Origin of the sequence: Pseudoclavibacter sp. AY1F1, from assembly GCF_002931075.1 — a bacterium.
Classification (GTDB): domain Bacteria; phylum Actinomycetota; class Actinomycetes; order Actinomycetales; family Microbacteriaceae; genus Pseudoclavibacter.
The window spans coordinates 48,107-64,831 of record NZ_PSTQ01000001.1 but is presented as its reverse complement, the minus strand read 5'-3'; the positions used below and the strand labels follow the sequence as shown (position 1 = coordinate 64,831).

At 67.3% G+C, this 16,725-nt stretch carries 17 protein-coding genes; 12 read left to right on the top strand and 5 right to left on the bottom strand.

Annotation, left to right across the window (positions count from 1 at the left end; genetic code table 11):
• Nucleotides 1-24: 24 nt before the first annotated feature.
• The 4 genes from C5B85_RS00305 to C5B85_RS00290 all read right to left on the bottom strand — a co-directional run bounded on the left by C5B85_RS00305 (nucleotide 25) and on the right by C5B85_RS00290 (nucleotide 3,412).
• Nucleotides 25-1,095, bottom strand: a complete 1,071-nt coding sequence (locus C5B85_RS00305) for an FUSC family protein (RefSeq protein WP_104284095.1) — start codon at nucleotides 1,093-1,095, stop codon at nucleotides 25-27.
• 2 nt (nucleotides 1,096-1,097) lie between these two features.
• Nucleotides 1,098-2,303, bottom strand: a complete 1,206-nt coding sequence (locus C5B85_RS00300; protein WP_104284094.1) for a folate-binding protein YgfZ — start codon at nucleotides 2,301-2,303, stop codon at nucleotides 1,098-1,100.
• Complete coding sequence (locus C5B85_RS00295) at nucleotides 2,296-2,910, bottom strand: FABP family protein (protein WP_104284093.1); 615 nt, start codon at nucleotides 2,908-2,910, stop codon at nucleotides 2,296-2,298. The genes C5B85_RS00300 and C5B85_RS00295 overlap by 8 nt, the downstream gene beginning before the upstream one ends.
• Before the next feature lie 211 nt (nucleotides 2,911-3,121).
• Entirely contained in the window at nucleotides 3,122-3,412 is a 291-nt protein-coding gene (locus C5B85_RS00290; protein WP_104284092.1) for a hypothetical protein, read from the bottom strand.
• An 81-nt stretch (nucleotides 3,413-3,493) separates the two neighbouring features.
• Here C5B85_RS00290 and C5B85_RS00285 point away from each other — a divergent pair, with 81 nt between their 5' ends.
• From C5B85_RS00285 to pstB, 9 genes are all read left to right on the top strand, one after another.
• Nucleotides 3,494-4,210, top strand: a complete 717-nt coding sequence (locus C5B85_RS00285; RefSeq protein WP_104284091.1) for a winged helix family transcriptional regulator — start codon at nucleotides 3,494-3,496, stop codon at nucleotides 4,208-4,210.
• Between the two features lie 8 nt (nucleotides 4,211-4,218).
• On the top strand, nucleotides 4,219-5,088 hold the full coding sequence (mshD, locus tag C5B85_RS00280; protein WP_104284090.1) for a mycothiol synthase: 870 nt from the start codon (nucleotides 4,219-4,221) through the stop codon (nucleotides 5,086-5,088).
• A 108-nt stretch (nucleotides 5,089-5,196) separates the two neighbouring features.
• Nucleotides 5,197-7,326: an RNA degradosome polyphosphate kinase gene (locus C5B85_RS00275; RefSeq protein WP_104284089.1), complete on the top strand. Its 2,130-nt coding sequence runs from the start codon at nucleotides 5,197-5,199 to the stop codon at nucleotides 7,324-7,326.
• A 4-nt stretch (nucleotides 7,327-7,330) separates the two neighbouring features.
• Nucleotides 7,331-8,290, top strand: coding sequence for an NUDIX hydrolase (locus tag C5B85_RS00270; RefSeq protein ID WP_104284088.1), 960 nt, complete (start codon nucleotides 7,331-7,333; stop codon nucleotides 8,288-8,290).
• Between the two features lie 139 nt (nucleotides 8,291-8,429).
• A complete protein-coding gene (locus C5B85_RS00265) occupies nucleotides 8,430-9,512 on the top strand; it encodes a phosphate ABC transporter substrate-binding protein PstS (protein ID WP_104284087.1) in 1,083 nt (360 codons plus the stop codon).
• 148 nt (nucleotides 9,513-9,660) lie between these two features.
• Nucleotides 9,661-10,755, top strand: a complete 1,095-nt coding sequence (locus tag C5B85_RS00260; protein WP_104284086.1) for a phosphate ABC transporter substrate-binding protein PstS — start codon at nucleotides 9,661-9,663, stop codon at nucleotides 10,753-10,755.
• A gap of 124 nt (nucleotides 10,756-10,879) precedes the next feature.
• Nucleotides 10,880-11,869, top strand: a complete 990-nt coding sequence (gene pstC, locus C5B85_RS00255; protein ID WP_104284085.1) for a phosphate ABC transporter permease subunit PstC — start codon at nucleotides 10,880-10,882, stop codon at nucleotides 11,867-11,869.
• A complete protein-coding gene (gene pstA, locus C5B85_RS00250; protein ID WP_104284084.1) occupies nucleotides 11,869-12,981 on the top strand; it encodes a phosphate ABC transporter permease PstA in 1,113 nt (370 codons plus the stop codon). Before pstC ends, pstA begins: the two co-directional genes overlap by 1 nt.
• Before the next feature lie 47 nt (nucleotides 12,982-13,028).
• Entirely contained in the window at nucleotides 13,029-13,808 is a 780-nt protein-coding gene (gene pstB / locus C5B85_RS00245) for a phosphate ABC transporter ATP-binding protein PstB (protein WP_104284083.1), read from the top strand.
• Between the two features lie 620 nt (nucleotides 13,809-14,428).
• On the opposite strand, the gene C5B85_RS00240 is transcribed toward pstB, so the two are convergent.
• Nucleotides 14,429-15,058 (bottom strand): DNA-directed RNA polymerase subunit beta, encoded by a 630-nt coding sequence (locus C5B85_RS00240; protein WP_104284082.1) that lies wholly within the window; start codon nucleotides 15,056-15,058, stop codon nucleotides 14,429-14,431.
• A 101-nt stretch (nucleotides 15,059-15,159) separates the two neighbouring features.
• Here C5B85_RS00240 and C5B85_RS00235 point away from each other — a divergent pair, with 101 nt between their 5' ends.
• The 3 genes from C5B85_RS00235 (at nucleotide 15,160) to C5B85_RS00225 (ending at nucleotide 16,552) form a co-directional block, all read left to right on the top strand.
• The gene (locus C5B85_RS00235; protein WP_104284081.1) at nucleotides 15,160-15,867 is read left to right on the top strand and encodes a hypothetical protein; all 708 of its coding nucleotides are present in this window, start codon (nucleotides 15,160-15,162) and stop codon (nucleotides 15,865-15,867) included.
• Nucleotides 15,864-16,265, top strand: a complete 402-nt coding sequence (locus C5B85_RS00230; protein WP_104284080.1) for a GntR family transcriptional regulator — start codon at nucleotides 15,864-15,866, stop codon at nucleotides 16,263-16,265. The genes C5B85_RS00235 and C5B85_RS00230 overlap by 4 nt, the downstream gene beginning before the upstream one ends.
• A gap of 83 nt (nucleotides 16,266-16,348) precedes the next feature.
• Nucleotides 16,349-16,552 carry a CsbD family protein gene (locus tag C5B85_RS00225; protein WP_104284079.1) on the top strand — a complete coding sequence of 68 codons (204 nt, stop codon included), beginning with the start codon at nucleotides 16,349-16,351 and terminating at the stop codon, nucleotides 16,550-16,552.
• The last annotated feature ends 173 nt before the right edge of the window (nucleotides 16,553-16,725 follow it).

The window sequence follows — 16,725 nt, the reverse complement described above, 5'->3', positions numbered from 1 at the left end:
GGGCGGCCGGGCGGCGCGCGTCGGCTAGCTGACCTCGGGGAGCGCCGTGCGTGCGGCTCCGGGCTCCATGCCGCTCGCGATGAGGAGGTCGACGACAAGGGGCCTGCACTGCATGAGCAGGACGGACTCGGCGAGTTGCGCCCCAGGCAGGTGCTCAGGCTCGAGCCGCGCTGCCGCGATGAGCAGCGTCTGCCTCGCCTGGTGCAGCATCGCCTCGTCGTCGAGGCCGAGCTGCAGTTCAAGCATCCCCGACTGGATATCGCCGAGGAGGTCTGCGAGCTCCTCGCGGTGCCTGCCGTCCCACGACAGCGACCAGGCCCGACGGGCGAGCACACGCAGGTTCCTGGTGGCCAGGTCGATGCTGGTGCGGAGCTCCGCCATCCGCTCGACCCGCACGCGGTGGTGGCGCATGAACGGGGAGATCCGGGCGATGGATGCGGCGCTCTCGAGCTCGGTCGACCACGCGTCGAGGGTGTCTTGCGTCATGCGCAGCTCCTCGAGCGCGGCGAGCCCAGCATCGCTGTCGCCCCGGCGGAGGGCCTGCGAGATGTCGCCGAGTGCCTGCGCGAGGGCCCCGACGAGGCCCTTCGCCTCGTGCTTCGCGAGCGCGGCCGCGTTGCGCGGCACCAACGCCGTGGCCGCGATCGCGACCGCTCCTCCGATGACCGCATCGAGGAGCCGCGTGTACTCGCCGACCCCCTGCACCGGGATGAGCTGCACAAGCGATGCCTGCACGGCGGCGCCGATCGCGAAACCCGGGCTCGGGTGGACGAGCCGCCCGAGCAGGAGCACGACGGCAAGCACGACCGTCACCTGCCAGACGCCTCGGCCAAAGACCACAAGTGAAAGATTGGAGAGCAGCACGCCGAAGGTGATGCCGAGCGCCGTGTCGAACACGCGCCGCGGGCGAGCGTCACGCTGCAGCCCCAGGCTCGTGATCGCGACCGTCACCGCGAGGAACGGGATGGGATGCCCGAGGCCCCAGTGCGCGATGGCGTAGGCGGCGAAGGCCGCCGCCGTGATCTGCAGCACGGCGGGAAGGGATGCCCGCAGGCGGGCGAACGCGGCCCCGACGCCAGCCGCCGGAGCCGCCACGTCTACTGCCCGCGGCGCTCGAGGCGCGGCAGCCGAGGCACGTCCGCCGCTCGACCAGCCGTCGGCGAGACGATCGTCGTCGCACTGGCGGTGACCTGCTGGCCGTCGGCGAGGTGCACGACGAGGGTCGCGTCCTCCGCAAGGGACCGCTTCACGAGCGCAAGCGCGATGGGCCCGTCCTCGTGGTGGATAGCCACGGAGCTGACGCGCCCGACGGTCTGCGCGTTGGCGTCGCCCTCGACCGACAGCGAGCTGCCCGCTGCGGGAAGCTCGCCGAGCGAACCGTCGAGGTCGAGGAGGACGATGCGACGCGGTGGGCGACCGAGGAAGTGGACCTTCGCGACCGTCTCCTGCCCGCGGTAGCAGCCCTTTTCGAGGTGCACGGCGCTGCGGAGCCAGTCGAACTCGTGCGGGATCGCCCTTGGATCGATCTCGGCGCCGAGGCGCGGCCGCAGGGCGGCGATGCGCAACGCTTCCAGCGCGTGCATTCCTGCAATCGGCAGCTCGCCGGTGGCGACGCGTTCGACGATCGCCTGCAGGCTGGCCCGATCGACAACGTGCAGCTTGAGCGGGAAGTCGGCGCCAGGGTGGCCGTCTACGGCGCCCTCTGCCGGCACTACCGGGAACTGGGAGTAGCTCCAGCCGTGCGCGGGTGGCGCAGCCCACGGGTCGTTCCAGACGAGCGGCGTGCCGTTCGGGGCTGCCGCGCCCAGGTCGTGCTCTCCGAGCGTCGCGACGACCGCGAGCTCGTCCGTGACCTCTGCCACCTGCACGTCGAGGAGGAAGCGCATCCGGTTCAGCCACGCTGCGAATGCAGGCGCGGACTCGCGCTCGGTGATGAGCCAAGTCGCGGTGCCATCGTCGATCACGCCGGCACCGTGCTCGATGTGACCCTGGATATCGAGCAGCAGGGTCTCGGCGCTCTCACCCGGCTGCAGCGTTGTGAGCCGCTGCGACGTCAGCGAATCGAGCCAGCTGAGCCGGTCGCTGCCGGTCAGGCGGATGATGCCGAAGTGCGACGCATCCACGATCGAACGCCCGGCAGCAAGCTCCCGCTGGTCGGCCGTGACCTGCCCGTAGTGCCAGGCGACGCCGCCGTCGATGCCAGTGCCTTCCACCGCACCCGGAAGCGCCAGGAAGGGCGACCGGTACGGCTGAGGCTCGTCGGCACCGGCCGACGACTCATTCGAGGCGGAGTGCTCAGTCAAGCTTGGCCAGCTTCGCGGACGCGTGCGTCGCGAGCTCCTGGCCGAGGGCAGCGATGTCCCACGCCCACAGCAACTCACCCGCGACGTAGCCGTACATGCGGGTCGAGGCGGTGAATTCCTTCGCGCCTGGCGCCAGCAGCACTTCCTCGGTTTTGAGGTCGATGCGCGGGCCGCGGGCACTCCCGCTGTACCGCTCGAGCAGACCAGTCGGATGCACGATCGACACCTCGAGGGGGAACGCCTGCTCGTCATCGCGCAGACCCTCGACGCCATCAGCGTCGGTGATCGTCGGCGGCGCCGTCGGCGGCAGGTAACCGGGGCCGACATCGCCGTCGTCCCTCGCCCGCGCCAAGCGCCAGAAGCCGGTCTCGCCCGTGAGCGGGATCTGCACTGGCTCGTCGCCCGTGCCTTCTTCGAGCCACAGTTGGGCTGAATAGTTGAGATAAGCGAGGCCGTCATGGCTGAAGCTCACGCGCTGGCGGAACGCCTGCTCGCGCACCTCGTCGCCCACCTTGTACTCGACGTGGCCGCTACCTTCCCAGACGCCGATCAGCCAGGAGAGGGGCACGATCTCGGGCGGGAGGTCAGTGGGGATGTCGTAGACCATCGGGGGGTTTCCTCTCGATCCGTCAGCTGCTAGGGCGCGCAGGGGCTGGTTAGTTCTGGCCCTTGAAGAGGTTCTTGAGTACAACCACGGAGACGAAGCTGATGGCGACGAGCGCGAGCACCAGCAGGCCGGTGAAGATGATTTCGATAACAAGCACGGTGTCCATGCCGTTCATCCTATCGTTGCGGCAGTGCGCAGCAGACGGTGCGACTCAGCTGTGATTCGGCGTGCCGACAACGGCGTCGCCGCCGAGCAGAGCGAAGCCAAGCGAGGCTATGCCGAGGATGACCAGCGCCCCCACGAGGCTCATGCTCATCCGCATGATGAACCCGTCGCTCTCCTGCAGACGCAACTGGAGGAGGCAGGTCAGGCAGATGAGCGTCAGCATGAGGATGCTCACCCAGACCAGGTGACGAGAGGGATCAGCGAGGATGGCGACGCCGAACACTCCGACCACTGCGGCCAGCCAGACGATGCCGATGCTCACTCGTTCGCGGGTCATTGACCCATTGTGCACGCTGGAGCTGTCCCGAGGGTGCGTAGACTAGCCAGCGAGTCCGACCAAACATCGAGGAGGCCACATTTGGCAGACGTCCTCTTGTTCAGCGCCGGCGGCGTCGAGCACGCTCTCCCTTCCCTCACTTTGCTGGCGCACCGCGTCCGGGTGCTCCCTCCGACCGCATCAGCCCTCGCCTCGGCCCCGCAAGCCGACGCGAACATCATCGACGGCACGAGCGACCTCCCGAGCGCGAAACGCTTGTGCGGCGTCCTCAACACGATCGAGTCGTCGGTTCCCGTCCTGCTTGCCATCACGGAGGGCGGCCTTCCTGCCATCTCCTCCGACTGGGGCATCGGTGACGTCATCCTGCGAACTGCCGGACCGGCGGAGGTGGATGCTCGCATCCGTCTCCTTCGCCCGCAGGCCGCAGTGGAGGAGCCGAGCGGCACGATCGCGATCGGCCCCCTCACGATCGACGAGCACAGCTACACCGCGAGGTATCGCGGCCGCACGCTCGACCTGACGTTCAAAGAGTTCGAGCTCCTCAGGTACCTCGCCTCGCACCCAGACCACGTCTTCACGCGTGAGCGGCTGCTGAGCGAGGTGTGGGGCTACGACTACTTCGGTGGCACCCGCACGGTCGACGTGCACGTGCGTCGCCTCCGCGCCAAGCTCGGCGACCAGGAGAGCGTGATCGGCACGGTGCGCAACGTCGGCTACCGCCTCCTTCGCGGGGGCGAGGGTGCGCGCGACGAGCCGGCGTCGACGGGCGCGTCCTCCGACGACGCCATCAGGTCCTAGGAGCCGACATGCCCGAGATCTTCACCGCAGCTTCCGCTGAGGCACGCGGTGCGGAGGTCCGCGCCCTCGCGGACGCCGCATCGGCGGCGGACGGCGTCTCGCCCTTCAACGAGGACACGATGCTCTCGCTGGACGCACGGCTGCTGACCGCTATCGAAGACTCTGGCCAGCTCATCGCCGCAGCCCTCACGCGGGATATCGGCGACGGGACCATCGAGGGCGAGCTCGTTGTGCATCCGGACCGCCGACGCCACGGGCTCGGCGGGAAGCTCTTCGACGCCGTAGCGTCGGCGACGGACGCTCCCCCAGTGCTCTGGGCACACGGCAATCTGGCGGGGGCCTCAGCTCTCGCATCGAGCAGAGGCCTCGCCGCTGTCCGCACCCTGTTGAAGCTCGGCCGGTCCATCACCGACGGCGACGCCAAGGCCACGCCGGCCCCGGAGGGGCTCACGATCGCCCCCTTCACGGCCGCAGACTCGGCGGACTTTCTCACCTTGAACTCCGTCGTCTTCCGCAGCCACCCTGAGCAGGGCGCGCTCGACGCACACGGGCTCGACGCCAGGCGGGCCACCGAGTGGTTCGATGCAGACGACTTCCTGCTGCTCCGCGACGCCGACGGCACCCTCCTCGGCTACAACTGGCTCAAACGCGAGGGCGACGAGGTCGAGATCTACGTCGTCGGCATCGCGCCGGACGCGGCGGGTCGCGGTCTCGGCCGTGCCCTCATGCAGGCCGGTCTCGCGCGGATGCACGCGACCGGCGCCGCCCGCACGTCGCTGTACGTGGAGGGCGACAACGAGGCGGCCCTCTCCCTCTACCGCTCGCTCGGCTACGAGCAGCTCTCGATCGACGTGCAGTACACGCACGCTCGTTCATGATCCGTTTGCGTGGCTCTGTTGATCTTCACCTCGGCAGGACCTCTTCGATCCTGCCGGAGTTGGACACCGTGACACCGTTCCTCTCCGTAGACCTGGAAGGATGACCGCATGACTATCGAACTCCGCGCTCCCGAGGCCGGTGCAGACTCGCAGGAGATGCCGCGCAGCCGCTTCGTCGACCGTGAGCTGAGCTGGCTCGCGTTCAACCAGCGCGTGCTTGAACTCGGCGAGGACCCGTCGACGCCGCTCCTCGAGCGAGCGAACTTCCTCGCGATCTTCTCGTCGAACCTCGACGAGTTCTTCATGGTGCGCGTCGCGGGCCTCAAGCGCCGCATCGCGACCGGCCTCGCCGTGCCGACGCCTGCCGGCGTCCCGCCGCAGGAGGCGCTCGACACGATCCGTTCGAAGGCCTACGACCTCCAGAAGCGCCACGCGGCGATCTTCAACGACAGCGTGCGTCCTGAGCTCGCGGAGCAGGGCATCCACATCGTCAGCTGGGACGAGCTCTCCGACGCCGAGCGCGTTGAGCTTGGCGACCTGTTCGACGAGCAGATCTTCCCGGTCCTCATGCCACTCGCGGTCGACCCGGTGCATCCATTCCCCTACATCTCGGGGCTCTCTCTCAACATCTCCGTGCGTGTCTACAACCCGCGCAGCGAGAAGGAGGAGTTCGCGCGCCTCAAGGTCCCGCCGGTCCTGCCTCGCTTCTACCCGCTGCAGTCAGACCACGGCAAGGCGCGCTTCATTCTGCTCGAGGACCTCATCGCCCAGCACCTGGGCCACGTCTTCCCCGGCATGAAGATCCTCGACCACCACGCGTTCCGCCTCACCCGCAACGAGGACATGACGATCGAGGAGGACGAGACCGAGAACCTCCTGCAGGCCCTCGAGAAGGAGCTCCTGCGCCGACGCTTCGGGCCGCCCATCCGGCTCGAGGTCTCGAACGACATGGACGACGTGACGCTCGAGCTGCTCATGACCGAGCTCGACATCACCCACAACGAGGTCTACGTGCTTCCGGGGCCGCTCGACCTCGGTGGCCTCTTCGCGCTCGGCGCGATCAAGCGCCCAGACCTCAAGTACCCGACGCACGTTCCCGTCACGGCGGCCGCGTTCCGCACCTCAGAGAGCGACGAGAAGCCCGACATGTTCGGTGCCATCGCGCGCCGCGACGTGCTCGTGCAGCACCCATACGAGGCGTTCTCGACGAGCGTGCAGGCCTTCCTCGAGGTCGCCGCCGCCGACCCAAACGTGCTCGCGATCAAGCAGACCCTGTACCGCACATCCGGCGACAGCCCCATCGTGAACGCGCTCATCAAGGCCGCAGAGTCCGGCAAGCAGGTGCTGGTTCTCGTCGAGATCAAGGCGCGCTTCGACGAGCAGAACAACATCGTCTGGGCGCGCAAGCTCGAGAAGGCCGGCGTGCACGTCGTCTACGGGACCGTCGGGCTCAAGACGCACTGCAAGCTCCTCCAGGTCATCCGCAAGGAAGACAACGAGCTCAAGATGTACAACCACATCGGCACGGGCAACTACAACCCGAAGACGAGCCGCATCTACGAAGACCTCGGCCTCTTCACCTGCAACGAGAAGATTTCGCGCGACATCACGCGTCTCTTCAACCAGCTCTCCGGGTACGCCATTGAGCGCAAGTTCACGCGCCTCCTCGTGGCACCCATGCATCTGCGCCCAGGGCTGCTCAATCTCATCGACAAGGAGCGCAAGAACGCGCTTGAGGGCAAGCCGAGCCGCATCCGCATCAAGGTGAACTCCATGGTCGACGAGGAGATCATCGACGCGCTGTACCGCGCGAGCCAGGCCGGCGTGCCCGTCGATATCTGGGTACGCGGCATCTGCGGCCTGCGCCCAGGCGTGCCCGGGCTCAGCGAGACCATCCGCGTGCGCTCCGTCGTCGGCCGCTACCTCGAGCACTCGCGCATCTTCTGCTTCGCGAACGACGGAGACGAGCGCGTGTTCATCGGCTCCGCCGACATGATGCACCGCAACCTCGACCGTCGCATCGAGGCGCTCGTGCGCATCATCGACGAGCACCACGCCGCCGACATCGCCGCCATGTTCGACCTGGCGATGGCCGACACGACAGCGACGTGGCACCTCGGCTCGGACGCCGAATGGGTGCGCCACGCGCGCGACGAGAGCGGTGAGCGCCTCACCGACCTCCACGACGAGATGATGCGCCGTATCAGCAAGCGTCGCAGGCCCACCACGCTGGCCTGACCGGATGACGATCGACACTCCTGCCGCCTCGCGCACCGTCTACGCGGCAGGCGCTGTGCTGTGGCACGAAGACGTTGAAGACGACAAGCTCAAGGTGCTTGTCATCCACCGCGGACGGCACGGCGACTACTCGCTCCCGAAGGGAAAGGTCGACCCGGGCGAGACGCTGCCGGAGACCGCGGCCCGCGAGGTCGAGGAGGAGACCGGCTACCGCGCGACGCTCGGCGCTCCCCTCGGGTACATCGAGTACGTCATGCCGAACGGTCGGCCGAAGGAGGTCCACTACTGGACCGCCGAGGTCGACGAGGCCTCCTTCCAGGCGCACGTCTTCGAGCCGAACGACGAAGTCGACGCCATCGACTGGGTCTCGCTCAAGAAGGCCAAGAAGCTCCTCAGCTACGACAGGGACCGAGAGCTGCTCGAGGTCTTCGCAGACCGGTACCGCCGCGGCCTGCACCGGACGTTCGCCATCCTCGTGCTTCGCCATGCCACGGCCGTGCCCCCGCAGTCCTGGCCGGGCGACGACGACTCGCGGCCGATCACGGCCCGAGGCCTCGAGCAAGCGGAGACCGTCGTGCCGATTCTCCGCGCGTTCGGCCCGGAGGCCGTCGTCACGTCGAACGCTGTGCGCTGCCGCTCGACCGTCGCCCCGATCAGCTCGCTCCTCGAGCTCACCCCGCAGGTCGAGCGAAGCATCGCGCAAGGCTCCTATTCGCGCGACGAGGAGGAGCTCGACGAGGTCGTGCGCAAGCTCATCGCGAAGCGCCGCAGCACCGTCATCTGCAGCCACTCCCCGGTCATGCCGGCCATCGTTCGCTCCATCGCCCTCCACACGGCGACGCGCCCGAGCTCGCTCGCGAGGCACGCCATGCTCTCGACTGGCGAGTGCTCCGTCATCCACGTGCCCGTCAACCACCCGGGGGCTGGCGTCGTGGCAGCCGAGACGCACGGTCCGATCACCTGACCTGCGGCAGTGGAAGCGCCAAGGGTGAGCTGCGCGTTCACGCGCAGCTCACCCCGCGTCCACCTCTCGTCCACTTCTCCTTCATACTGATTCAGGCGGATCTTGCGATCGCCTGACACCTGATGGCAGAAGGAACTCGATGCACCACTCCCGAGCACTCGCCGCCTTGGCGCTCCTCGCAACCACCGTTCTCGCGACAAGCGGATGCGCGCTCAACGAGATATCGGTCAGCAAGGACCCCGGATCACAGCACCTCTCTGGCGTGCTGAGCGCGTCTGGGGCCTCGTCGCAAGGCGTCGCGCAGACGGCGTGGATCGCCGGCTTCTACCCCATCGAGCCGGACGTGCGCGTCAACTACGCAGGCGGCGGCTCCGGCGCAGGGCGCTCCGACTTCCAGAACGGGACTTCCGCTTTCATCGGCTCCGACCGCGCCTTCGATGTCGACGAGATCGAAGAGGGCCCGTTCCGCACGTGCGCCGACGGCAGTGACCTCGTCGAGATCCCCGCGTATATCTCGCCCATCGCCGTGGCGTTCGCCCTTGAGGGAGTCGACGAGCTCCGGCTCGATGCGGCCACGATCGCCGGCATCTTCGCGGGCGACATCACATCCTGGGACGCGCCCGAGATCGCGGCCCTGAACCCAGACGCCACACTCCCCTCGCTTGCCATCACCCCCGTCCACCGCTCCGACAAGTCGGGGACGACGGGCAACTTCACCGCGTACCTCGATGAGGCCGCGGGCGACGCCTGGAGCTTCGGCGAAGTCGACGAATGGCCAGTGCAGAGCGGCGAGGCGGCCCAAGAGAGCGCGGGTATGCAGCAGGCGCTGCGCGCCAACGGCACGATCGGCTACATGGACGCCTCCGCTGCCGCCGGCCTGAAGACCGCCTCCGTCGAGACGGGCGGCGAGTTCGTGCCGTTCTCCCCCGAGGCGGCCGCGGCTGTGATGGACAACTCGACCATCGAGTCCGGGCGGGCAGCCACCGACCTCGCGTTCGAGCTCAACCGTTCAACTCCCGGCGTCTACCCGATCGTGCTCGTTTCCTACCTCATCGGCTGCGCCGAGTATGCCGACCCCGACGAGGGCAACAACGCCAAGGCATACTTCAGCTTTGTCGTGAGCGAGGAGGGCCAGGCAGCCTCAGCCGAGGCAGCCGGCTCCGCGCCCATCTCAGACACCCTCCGGGCTCAGATCGAGCCGGTTCTGGAGCAGATGAAGTAGGCGGATGCGGGTGAAATCTGCGCGCATTCCCAGCCCGTTCACCCTCCGTTCACTTTCCCCGCCCCTCCTCGTCACCCTTCGCGCATAGCGTCACCGACGGATCGCAACTGATCCAACGGAATGTCACCTGTCCCCGAAGGGAAACTCCATGAAGTTCACGCGAGTAGGCGCATCGGTCGCCATGGCCGCAATCGCCGCACTCACGCTTGCTGCCTGCGCCGGCAACGAGACCCCCGCAGCACAGCCGGGATCCGACAGCGACGCAACAGCACTCACGGGCACCCTCGCCGCGTCGGGCGCATCGTCGCAGGGCACCGCCCAGACCTCGTGGATCGCGGGCTTCCAGGCCGTCCAGCCCGGCATCCAGATCAACTACGCAGGCGGCGGCTCCGGCGCCGGCCGCACCGACTTCACGAACGGCACGTCGGCCTTCATCGGCTCCGACCGCGCGTTCAAGATGGAAGAGATCGAGGCTGGCGGCTTCGGCAACTGCGTCGACGGCACCGACCTCGTCGAGATCCCCGCCTACATCTCCCCGATCGCGGTCGCGTTCAACGTCGAGGGCGTTGACACGCTGAACCTCGACCCCGCGACCCTCGCCAAGATCTTCAAGGGCGAGATCACCAACTGGAACGCCCCGGAGATCGCGGCGCTCAACTCGGGCGTCACGTTCCCCGACCTCGCCATCACGCCGGTGCACCGCTCCGACACGTCGGGCACGACGGGCAACTTCACGTCCTACCTCGTCGAGGCAGCACCCGACGTCTGGACCTTCGAGGACAGCGACGACTGGCCCATCGAAGGCGGCGAGGCCGCTCAGGAGACCCCCGGTGTGCAGCAGGCACTGACCTCCGGTAACGGCACGATCGGCTACCTCGACGCATCCGCGGCCGGCGACCTCAGCACCGCAGCCATCCAGACGGGCTCCGAGTTCGTCGAGCTCTCCCCCGAGGCGGCAGCCGCCGTCGTCGACAACTCCACGCTCGAGGAAGGCCGCGCAGCGACCGACCTCTCGTTCGAGCTCGACCGCTCGGCTGAGGGCGTCTACCCGATCGTCCTGGTCTCGTACCTCATCGGCTGCGCCGAGTACACCGACCCGACTGTCGGTGCCAACGTCAAGGCGTACTTCAACTACGTCATCAGCTCTGAGGCTCAGGACGCCGCAGCCGAGAACGCGGGCTCCGCGCCCATCTCGGAAGACCTGCGCGGCCAGGCCCAGGCCGCAGTCGACGCCATCAAGTAGACCGCGAGTACTGAAGTTCCGTTTCAGCCCGGTGCCGTGCTGTGAAAGCATGGCACCGGGCGATTCGGCTCTCAGCCGCCACTCGCCCCGCTCCACCCAAATGACTTAGGGAAACCCTCAGCAGATGACTGCAGAACTCGCCCCAGATGCGGGCACATCGGTGAAGGCCAAGTCGCGCCCGGGCGACCGCGTCTTCAGCTTCCTCTCGACGTTCTCCGGATCGCTCATCCTCGCGATCCTCGCCGCCGTGTTCTTCTTCCTGCTCTTCCAGGGACTCCCGGCCTTCTTCCCCGACGCGGCCGAGAACAGCCACTTCGTGGCCGGGGCGAGCAACCTCGCCGAGCCAGAGGCCGAAGGCAACTTCTTCTGGTACGTGCTTCCGCTCATCTTCGGAACGCTCTGGGCTTCGCTGCTCGCGCTCATCATGGCCGTGCCAGTCGCCATCGGCGTCGCGCTGTTCATCACGCACTACGCCTCGCGCAAGCTCGCGGCCCCCCTCGGCTACGTCATCGACCTCCTCGCGGCGGTCCCCTCGGTCGTCTTCGGCCTCTGGGGCGCCACCGTGCTCGGACCGTTCGTGCAGCCGTTCTACGTGTGGCTCAACGAAAACCTCTCCTGGCTGCCCTTCTTCCAGGGCCAGGTCTCCGCCACCGGGCGCACCATCCTGACCGCCGCCATCGTGCTCGCCGTCATGGTGCTCCCCATCGTCACCGCCCTCACCCGCGAGGTGTTCCTCCAGACGCCGCGCCTCCACGAAGAGGCATCGCTGGCCCTTGGCGCCACTCGCTGGGAAATGGTCAAAATGGCTGTGCTGCCCTTCGCACGCGGCGGCATGGTGTCCTCCATCATGCTCGGCCTCGGACGCGCCCTCGGCGAGACCATGGCCGTCGCCATGGTGCTCTCCGCAACCGGCGTGATCACGTTCCAGCTGACCTCGAACACCAACCCGTCGACGATCGCCGCCAACATCGCCCTCTCGTTCCCAGAGGCGTCGAACCTCGACATCAACGTGCTCATCGCATCCGGTCTCGTGCTCTTCGCCATCACCCTCCTCGTGAACTCCCTCGCACGATGGATCGTGAGCCGCCGCAAGGAATTCTCAGGAGCCAACTGATGACCTCAACACTGCAGAAACCAGCCCAGAACCAGACGGCTCCAGAGATGATCAACCCGCTCACGCACGGGCGCCTCCCCAAGTGGGGGCCGTACGCCATCCTCGTCGGCGGCTTCGTCCTCTCGGCCATCATCATGCTGCTCCTCGCCGCGGGCGGCGGCGAGTTTAACTGGACGGGCTTCGCCGTCCTCGGCGCGATCCTCTACATCGCCGGCCAGTGGATCATCGCCCGCATCATCGAGGGCTCCCGCCAGGCCACGAACCGCTTCGTGACCTCGCTTGTCACCGCCGCGTTCGTCCTGGCCCTCGTGCCATTGCTCTCGCTGCTCTTCACCCTCGTCGCGAACGGCCTCGCCCGCTTCGACATGACGTTCTTCTCCTCCTCCATGGTGGGCGTCGTCACCGAAGGCGGCGGCGGCATCCACGCCATCGTCGGCACGCTGCTCATCACGCTGGTCGCGACCCTCATCTCGGTGCCGATCGGTCTCTTCACGTCGATCTACCTCGTCGAGTACGGCAAGGGTCGCCTCTCGCAGGCCATCAACTTCTTTGTGGATGTCATGACGGGCGTCCCGTCGATCGTCGCCGGTCTCTTCGCCTACACGATGATCATGCTCATCCTGCAGACGCTCGGCATCCCGCTCACCAACGTGCGCACGGGACTCGCCGGCTCAATCGCCCTCACGGTCCTCATGATCCCGACCGTCGTGCGCTCCTCCGAAGAGATGATCCGCCTCGTCCCGAACGAGCTCCGCGAAGCCTCCTACGCGCTCGGCGTGCCGAAGTGGCTCACGATCTCCAAAGTGGTGCTCCCCACCGCACTCGCCGGCATCACGACGGGCGTGATGCTCGCCATCTCGCGCGTCATCGGCGAGAGCGCACCTCTCCTCATCGCGGCCGGCTTCAACATCTACATGAACTACAACATGACACAGGGCGCCATGATGAGCCTCCCCGTGTTCGTCTACCGCTCCTACACCCAGCAGGTCGGCGCGGGAGCCGAGAACATGCTCAACCTCGCCTGGACGGGCGCCCTCGTCCTCCTCATCATCGTCATGCTGCTCAACCTCGTCGCACGCATGATCACCAAGCTCTTCGCCCCCAAGGGCTAACAGGCCAGACGGACCAGGCTGACCAGCCAGGAAGTTAGGGAAATACAGTGTCTAAGCGCATCGAAGTCAACGACCTCAACGTCTACTACGACAAGTTCAAGGCCGTCGAAGACGTCTCCATGGTCATCGAGCCCCGCAGCGTCACCGCGTTCATCGGCCCGTCCGGCTGCGGCAAGTCGACCTTCCTCCGCACGCTCAACCGCATGCACGAGGTCATCCCGAAGGCATGGGTCGACGGCGAAGTCCTCATCGACGGCAACAACCTCTACGGCCCCGGCGTCGACCCGGTGCTCGTCCGCCGCCAGGTCGGGATGGTCTTCCAGCGCCCCAACCCGTTCCCGACGATGAGCATCCGCGAGAACGTGCTGGCCGGCGTGAAGCTCAACAACACGAAGATCTCCAAGAGCGACGGCGACGCCCTCGTCGAGAAGTCGCTGCAGGGTGCCAATCTCTGGAAGGAAGTCAAGGACCGCCTCGACCTTCCCGGCTCCGGACTCTCCGGCGGCCAGCAGCAGCGACTCTGCATCGCCCGTGCGATCGCCGTCTCCCCCGACGTGCTCCTCATGGATGAGCCCTGCTCGGCCCTCGACCCGATTTCCACGCTCGCCATCGAGGACCTCATCGAGGAGCTCAAGACCGAGTACACGATCGTCATCGTGACGCACAACATGCAGCAGGCGTCGCGCGTTTCTGACAAGACGGCGTTCTTCAACATCGCTGGCACCGGCATGCCGGGCAAGCTCATCGAGTACGACACGACGAAGACGATCTTCGAGAACCCGTCAGTCCAGGCCACTGAGGACTACGTCTCGGGCCGCTTCGGCTAGGCCGCGCTCCCCCCGCTTCACGACGAAGGCCCCGGCGTACGCGCGCCGGGGCCTTCGTCGCGCATCCGCTCGCTTGCAGCCGCACGCTCTGAGTCCGCCCGCTCTGAGTCCGCACGCCGCGGCGAGGCCCTCATCCCCATCTCGGGATGGGTTTCTTGTCTCGGGATGGCTTGCAACCCATCTAGAGATGAGCAAGCAATCCCGAAACAAGGGTGAAGCGGTCTGGATGCAGGCGGCCGTGCGGAGGCGCAGGATCGCAGAATCGCAGGAGCAGTGGCTCGGAGACCGACCCCCAGGAAGCAACGGCGGCGCCTGCGGAGCAGAGGAAAGCCAGGCCGCAGGAACGCCTCTCGGCGGAAGGCCGCTCGCAGCGGCGAATATTGGAGCCCGGGGTTACTGCGGCCCGGCGACGTCGAGTTTACCGAACCTCGAGCGCATCGGAAGCCGGATCGGCTCTCCGCGAACACGTCTGAGGCCCCTCTCTGCGCTCGAGTTGGCACAGAGGGTCGTCAAAAAGCGAGCTTGACGACTCTTTGGGGGCAAGTCGCGGGCGAAGCGGCGTCCAGCGGGTGCGCGAGCGCCACCGGGCAGGGCGGGCGGAGCGGAGCGCGCTCGCGAGCTCAGTCGAGCGTGTCGAGGCGCCACATGCCGGCGGAGGCGTGGAGGTCTTCGCCCATCTCGAGGTACCGGATGGCGCGCCGCGTCGACTGCCGGGCGCGGGCGGGCGCAACGCCTTCTTCGTCTTTTGCCAGGCTCGTCGCGCCCTGCGACATGACGAGGCAGAAGGCGGCGGCTCGCTCGAGAGCGAGTGCGAAGTCGCCAGAGAAGGCTCCGTGGAGGATGACATCGGCGAGCGCGACAACTTCTTCCGGGCCGGTCGGAGTGGCGGCTCCGGCGACGACGGAGCTGATGGAGCGGTCGACCTCGTACCCGCGGCGGAACAGGTAGCTCGTCTCGGCCGGGTTGGCCCGCACGGCCTGGCGCAGCAGGTAGAGGCGCCAGAGGGCCCCTGGCAGCGACCGCGACGTGGCACCCGCCCAGAGCTCGGCGATCTCGTCGATTCCGTGCTCGTCGGCGTAGGCGACGAGGCGTGCCACGACGGCCTGGTCGCCTTCTCCGCGTGCTCGCTGGAGGAGAGCCCTCGCCGTGTCGTGCGCGACGCGGCTCACGGTCGCCGGGTCGTCGGCTCCGATGAGCGCCTCGAACGCCTGCGATGGCACGCGCACGGGCCTGTGGTGTCGTTCCGTCATGCTGCCCCTCTCGCCGCCTGAGACCGTTCGGCCTCGTCACGGCCGCATCCAGTCTGCGCGTTCGGAGCCGCGATTGCGAACCTGCCTCGTAGGCTGGGGGTATGGCTACTCCGCAGGACGAAGATTCGCTGGTCGAGGATACGGCGGCGATGTCGTCGTACCCGGCCTACCGCCCCAAGCAGATCGCGTTCGGGGTGCTGGCTGTGCTGCTGGTCGTGACGATGTTCTTCCCCTGGTGGAACTCGGAGATCCCGCTCAACCGGATCGCGCCGACGCTGAATGGGTGGCAGCTCTTCCTCGCCGGTACGGGCCTGAGCCAGATGGACGAAGCTCTCGGCTACAACTGGTTCGGCACGTTCCTGTTCGGTCTCGTGCCGACGCTCCCCCTTCTCGGCCTCGTCGTGGTCCTGATCTTGCGTATCTCCGGGGTGGCGGTCATCTCTGCGAAGATCCTGCAGCTCTACGCGGCGTTCGCGACGCTCGGAGTCCTGTTTCTCTTCGCCTTCGCGACGTTGCGAGTGGATGCGGCCAACGGCGAGTACCCCATCGCGTACGGCGCTTGGCTGGCGCTCGTACCGAGCATTGCGACGCTGGTGCTGGCGACGCTGTGGTGGCGGCGCGAGAAGCTGCACTACCCGACTCGCAAGTGGCTCGGGTTCGGTCCGCAACGCGCGAAGCAGCACGACGAGGCCGTGAGCGCCGCGATGTTCGACGACCTCGTCGACCCAGACGACGACGAGGAGATCTCCCTCGGCTCGGAGACGGCAATCGACGAGAACACCAGCCCGGGCAAGCGTCCCCGCCCATGAGCGCTGGCGACTTCTTCGAGCATCTGTCGATCGGCGGGGACTCGTCGCGCCCGCCAGGCAAGCAGTTGCGCGATGCGATCATTGACGCCGTCGAGCGGGGCGACCTCGAGCCGGGCGAGCGACTGCCGCCGGTTCGCACCCTCGCTGGGACGCTCGGCGTCGCGCCGGGAACCGTGGCGAAGTGCTACACGACCCTCGAGAAGCAGGGTGTTGTTGTGGGTCGCGGCCGGGCAGGAACCTTTGTTACTGACGACAGCAGGCACGGGGACGTTCGGCTCACGGCTGCTGCTCGCGCGTTTGCCGTGGAGGCCCGCGAGCTCGGCGTGAGCGACGACGAGGCGGTCGCCGCGGTGTTCGAGGCGTTTTCGATCTCGGCCGAGCACCACGGCCGCGCCTAGCGCGCCGCGCCTACGTCTCCGCGCCTGCCCAACTCGTGGCGCCGACACAGACTCCGCCCAACTTGGGCTGAGAGCATCCCCTCATGGGAATCGACGATCGTATTCAGAACAAGTCAGAAGACTTCGGCGGACGCGCGAAGGAGGCCGCTGGAGCGGTATCCGGCAACGAGGAGCTGAAAGCCGAGGGCCGGTCCGACCAGGCGAAGGCCGGATTCAAGGACAAGGTCGAGGATGTCAAGGACGCCGCCAGGGAGGGCCTCGACAACCTCAAGCGCAAGATCGACTAGCCGCAACGCCGCAGTCGGCAGCACGCAGGATCAGGGCCCCGTTCGCGGGGCCCTTTCCGGTAGTTGACGACGGTCAACCATCTATGTATGGTTGACCGTCGTCAACTATTAGGAGAACTCGCGTCGATGTCGTCTAGCAAGAACCCCAGATCAAGCAGCAAGCCAGCAGGCGA

What these genes read in the sequence shown, in the direction of transcription:
- C5B85_RS00295 (WP_104284093.1), bottom strand. Translation starts at nt 2,910, where the DNA reads ATGGTCTACGACATCCCCACTGACCTCCCGCCCGAGATCGTGCCCCTC.
- C5B85_RS00290 (WP_104284092.1), bottom strand. Translation starts at nt 3,412, where the DNA reads ATGACCCGCGAACGAGTGAGCATCGGCATCGTCTGGCTGGCCGCAGTG.
- mshD (WP_104284090.1), top strand. Translation starts at nt 4,219, where the DNA reads ATGCCCGAGATCTTCACCGCAGCTTCCGCTGAGGCACGCGGTGCGGAG.
- C5B85_RS00275 (WP_104284089.1), top strand. Translation starts at nt 5,197, where the DNA reads ATGACTATCGAACTCCGCGCTCCCGAGGCCGGTGCAGACTCGCAGGAG.
- C5B85_RS00270 (WP_104284088.1), top strand. Translation starts at nt 7,331, where the DNA reads ATGACGATCGACACTCCTGCCGCCTCGCGCACCGTCTACGCGGCAGGC.
- C5B85_RS00265 (WP_104284087.1), top strand. Translation starts at nt 8,430, where the DNA reads ATGCACCACTCCCGAGCACTCGCCGCCTTGGCGCTCCTCGCAACCACC.
- C5B85_RS00260 (WP_104284086.1), top strand. Translation starts at nt 9,661, where the DNA reads ATGAAGTTCACGCGAGTAGGCGCATCGGTCGCCATGGCCGCAATCGCC.
- pstC (WP_104284085.1), top strand. Translation starts at nt 10,880, where the DNA reads ATGACTGCAGAACTCGCCCCAGATGCGGGCACATCGGTGAAGGCCAAG.
- pstA (WP_104284084.1), top strand. Translation starts at nt 11,869, where the DNA reads ATGACCTCAACACTGCAGAAACCAGCCCAGAACCAGACGGCTCCAGAG.
- C5B85_RS00240 (WP_104284082.1), bottom strand. Translation starts at nt 15,058, where the DNA reads ATGACGGAACGACACCACAGGCCCGTGCGCGTGCCATCGCAGGCGTTC.
- C5B85_RS00235 (WP_104284081.1), top strand. Translation starts at nt 15,160, where the DNA reads ATGGCTACTCCGCAGGACGAAGATTCGCTGGTCGAGGATACGGCGGCG.
- C5B85_RS00230 (WP_104284080.1), top strand. Translation starts at nt 15,864, where the DNA reads ATGAGCGCTGGCGACTTCTTCGAGCATCTGTCGATCGGCGGGGACTCG.
- C5B85_RS00225 (WP_104284079.1), top strand. Translation starts at nt 16,349, where the DNA reads ATGGGAATCGACGATCGTATTCAGAACAAGTCAGAAGACTTCGGCGGA.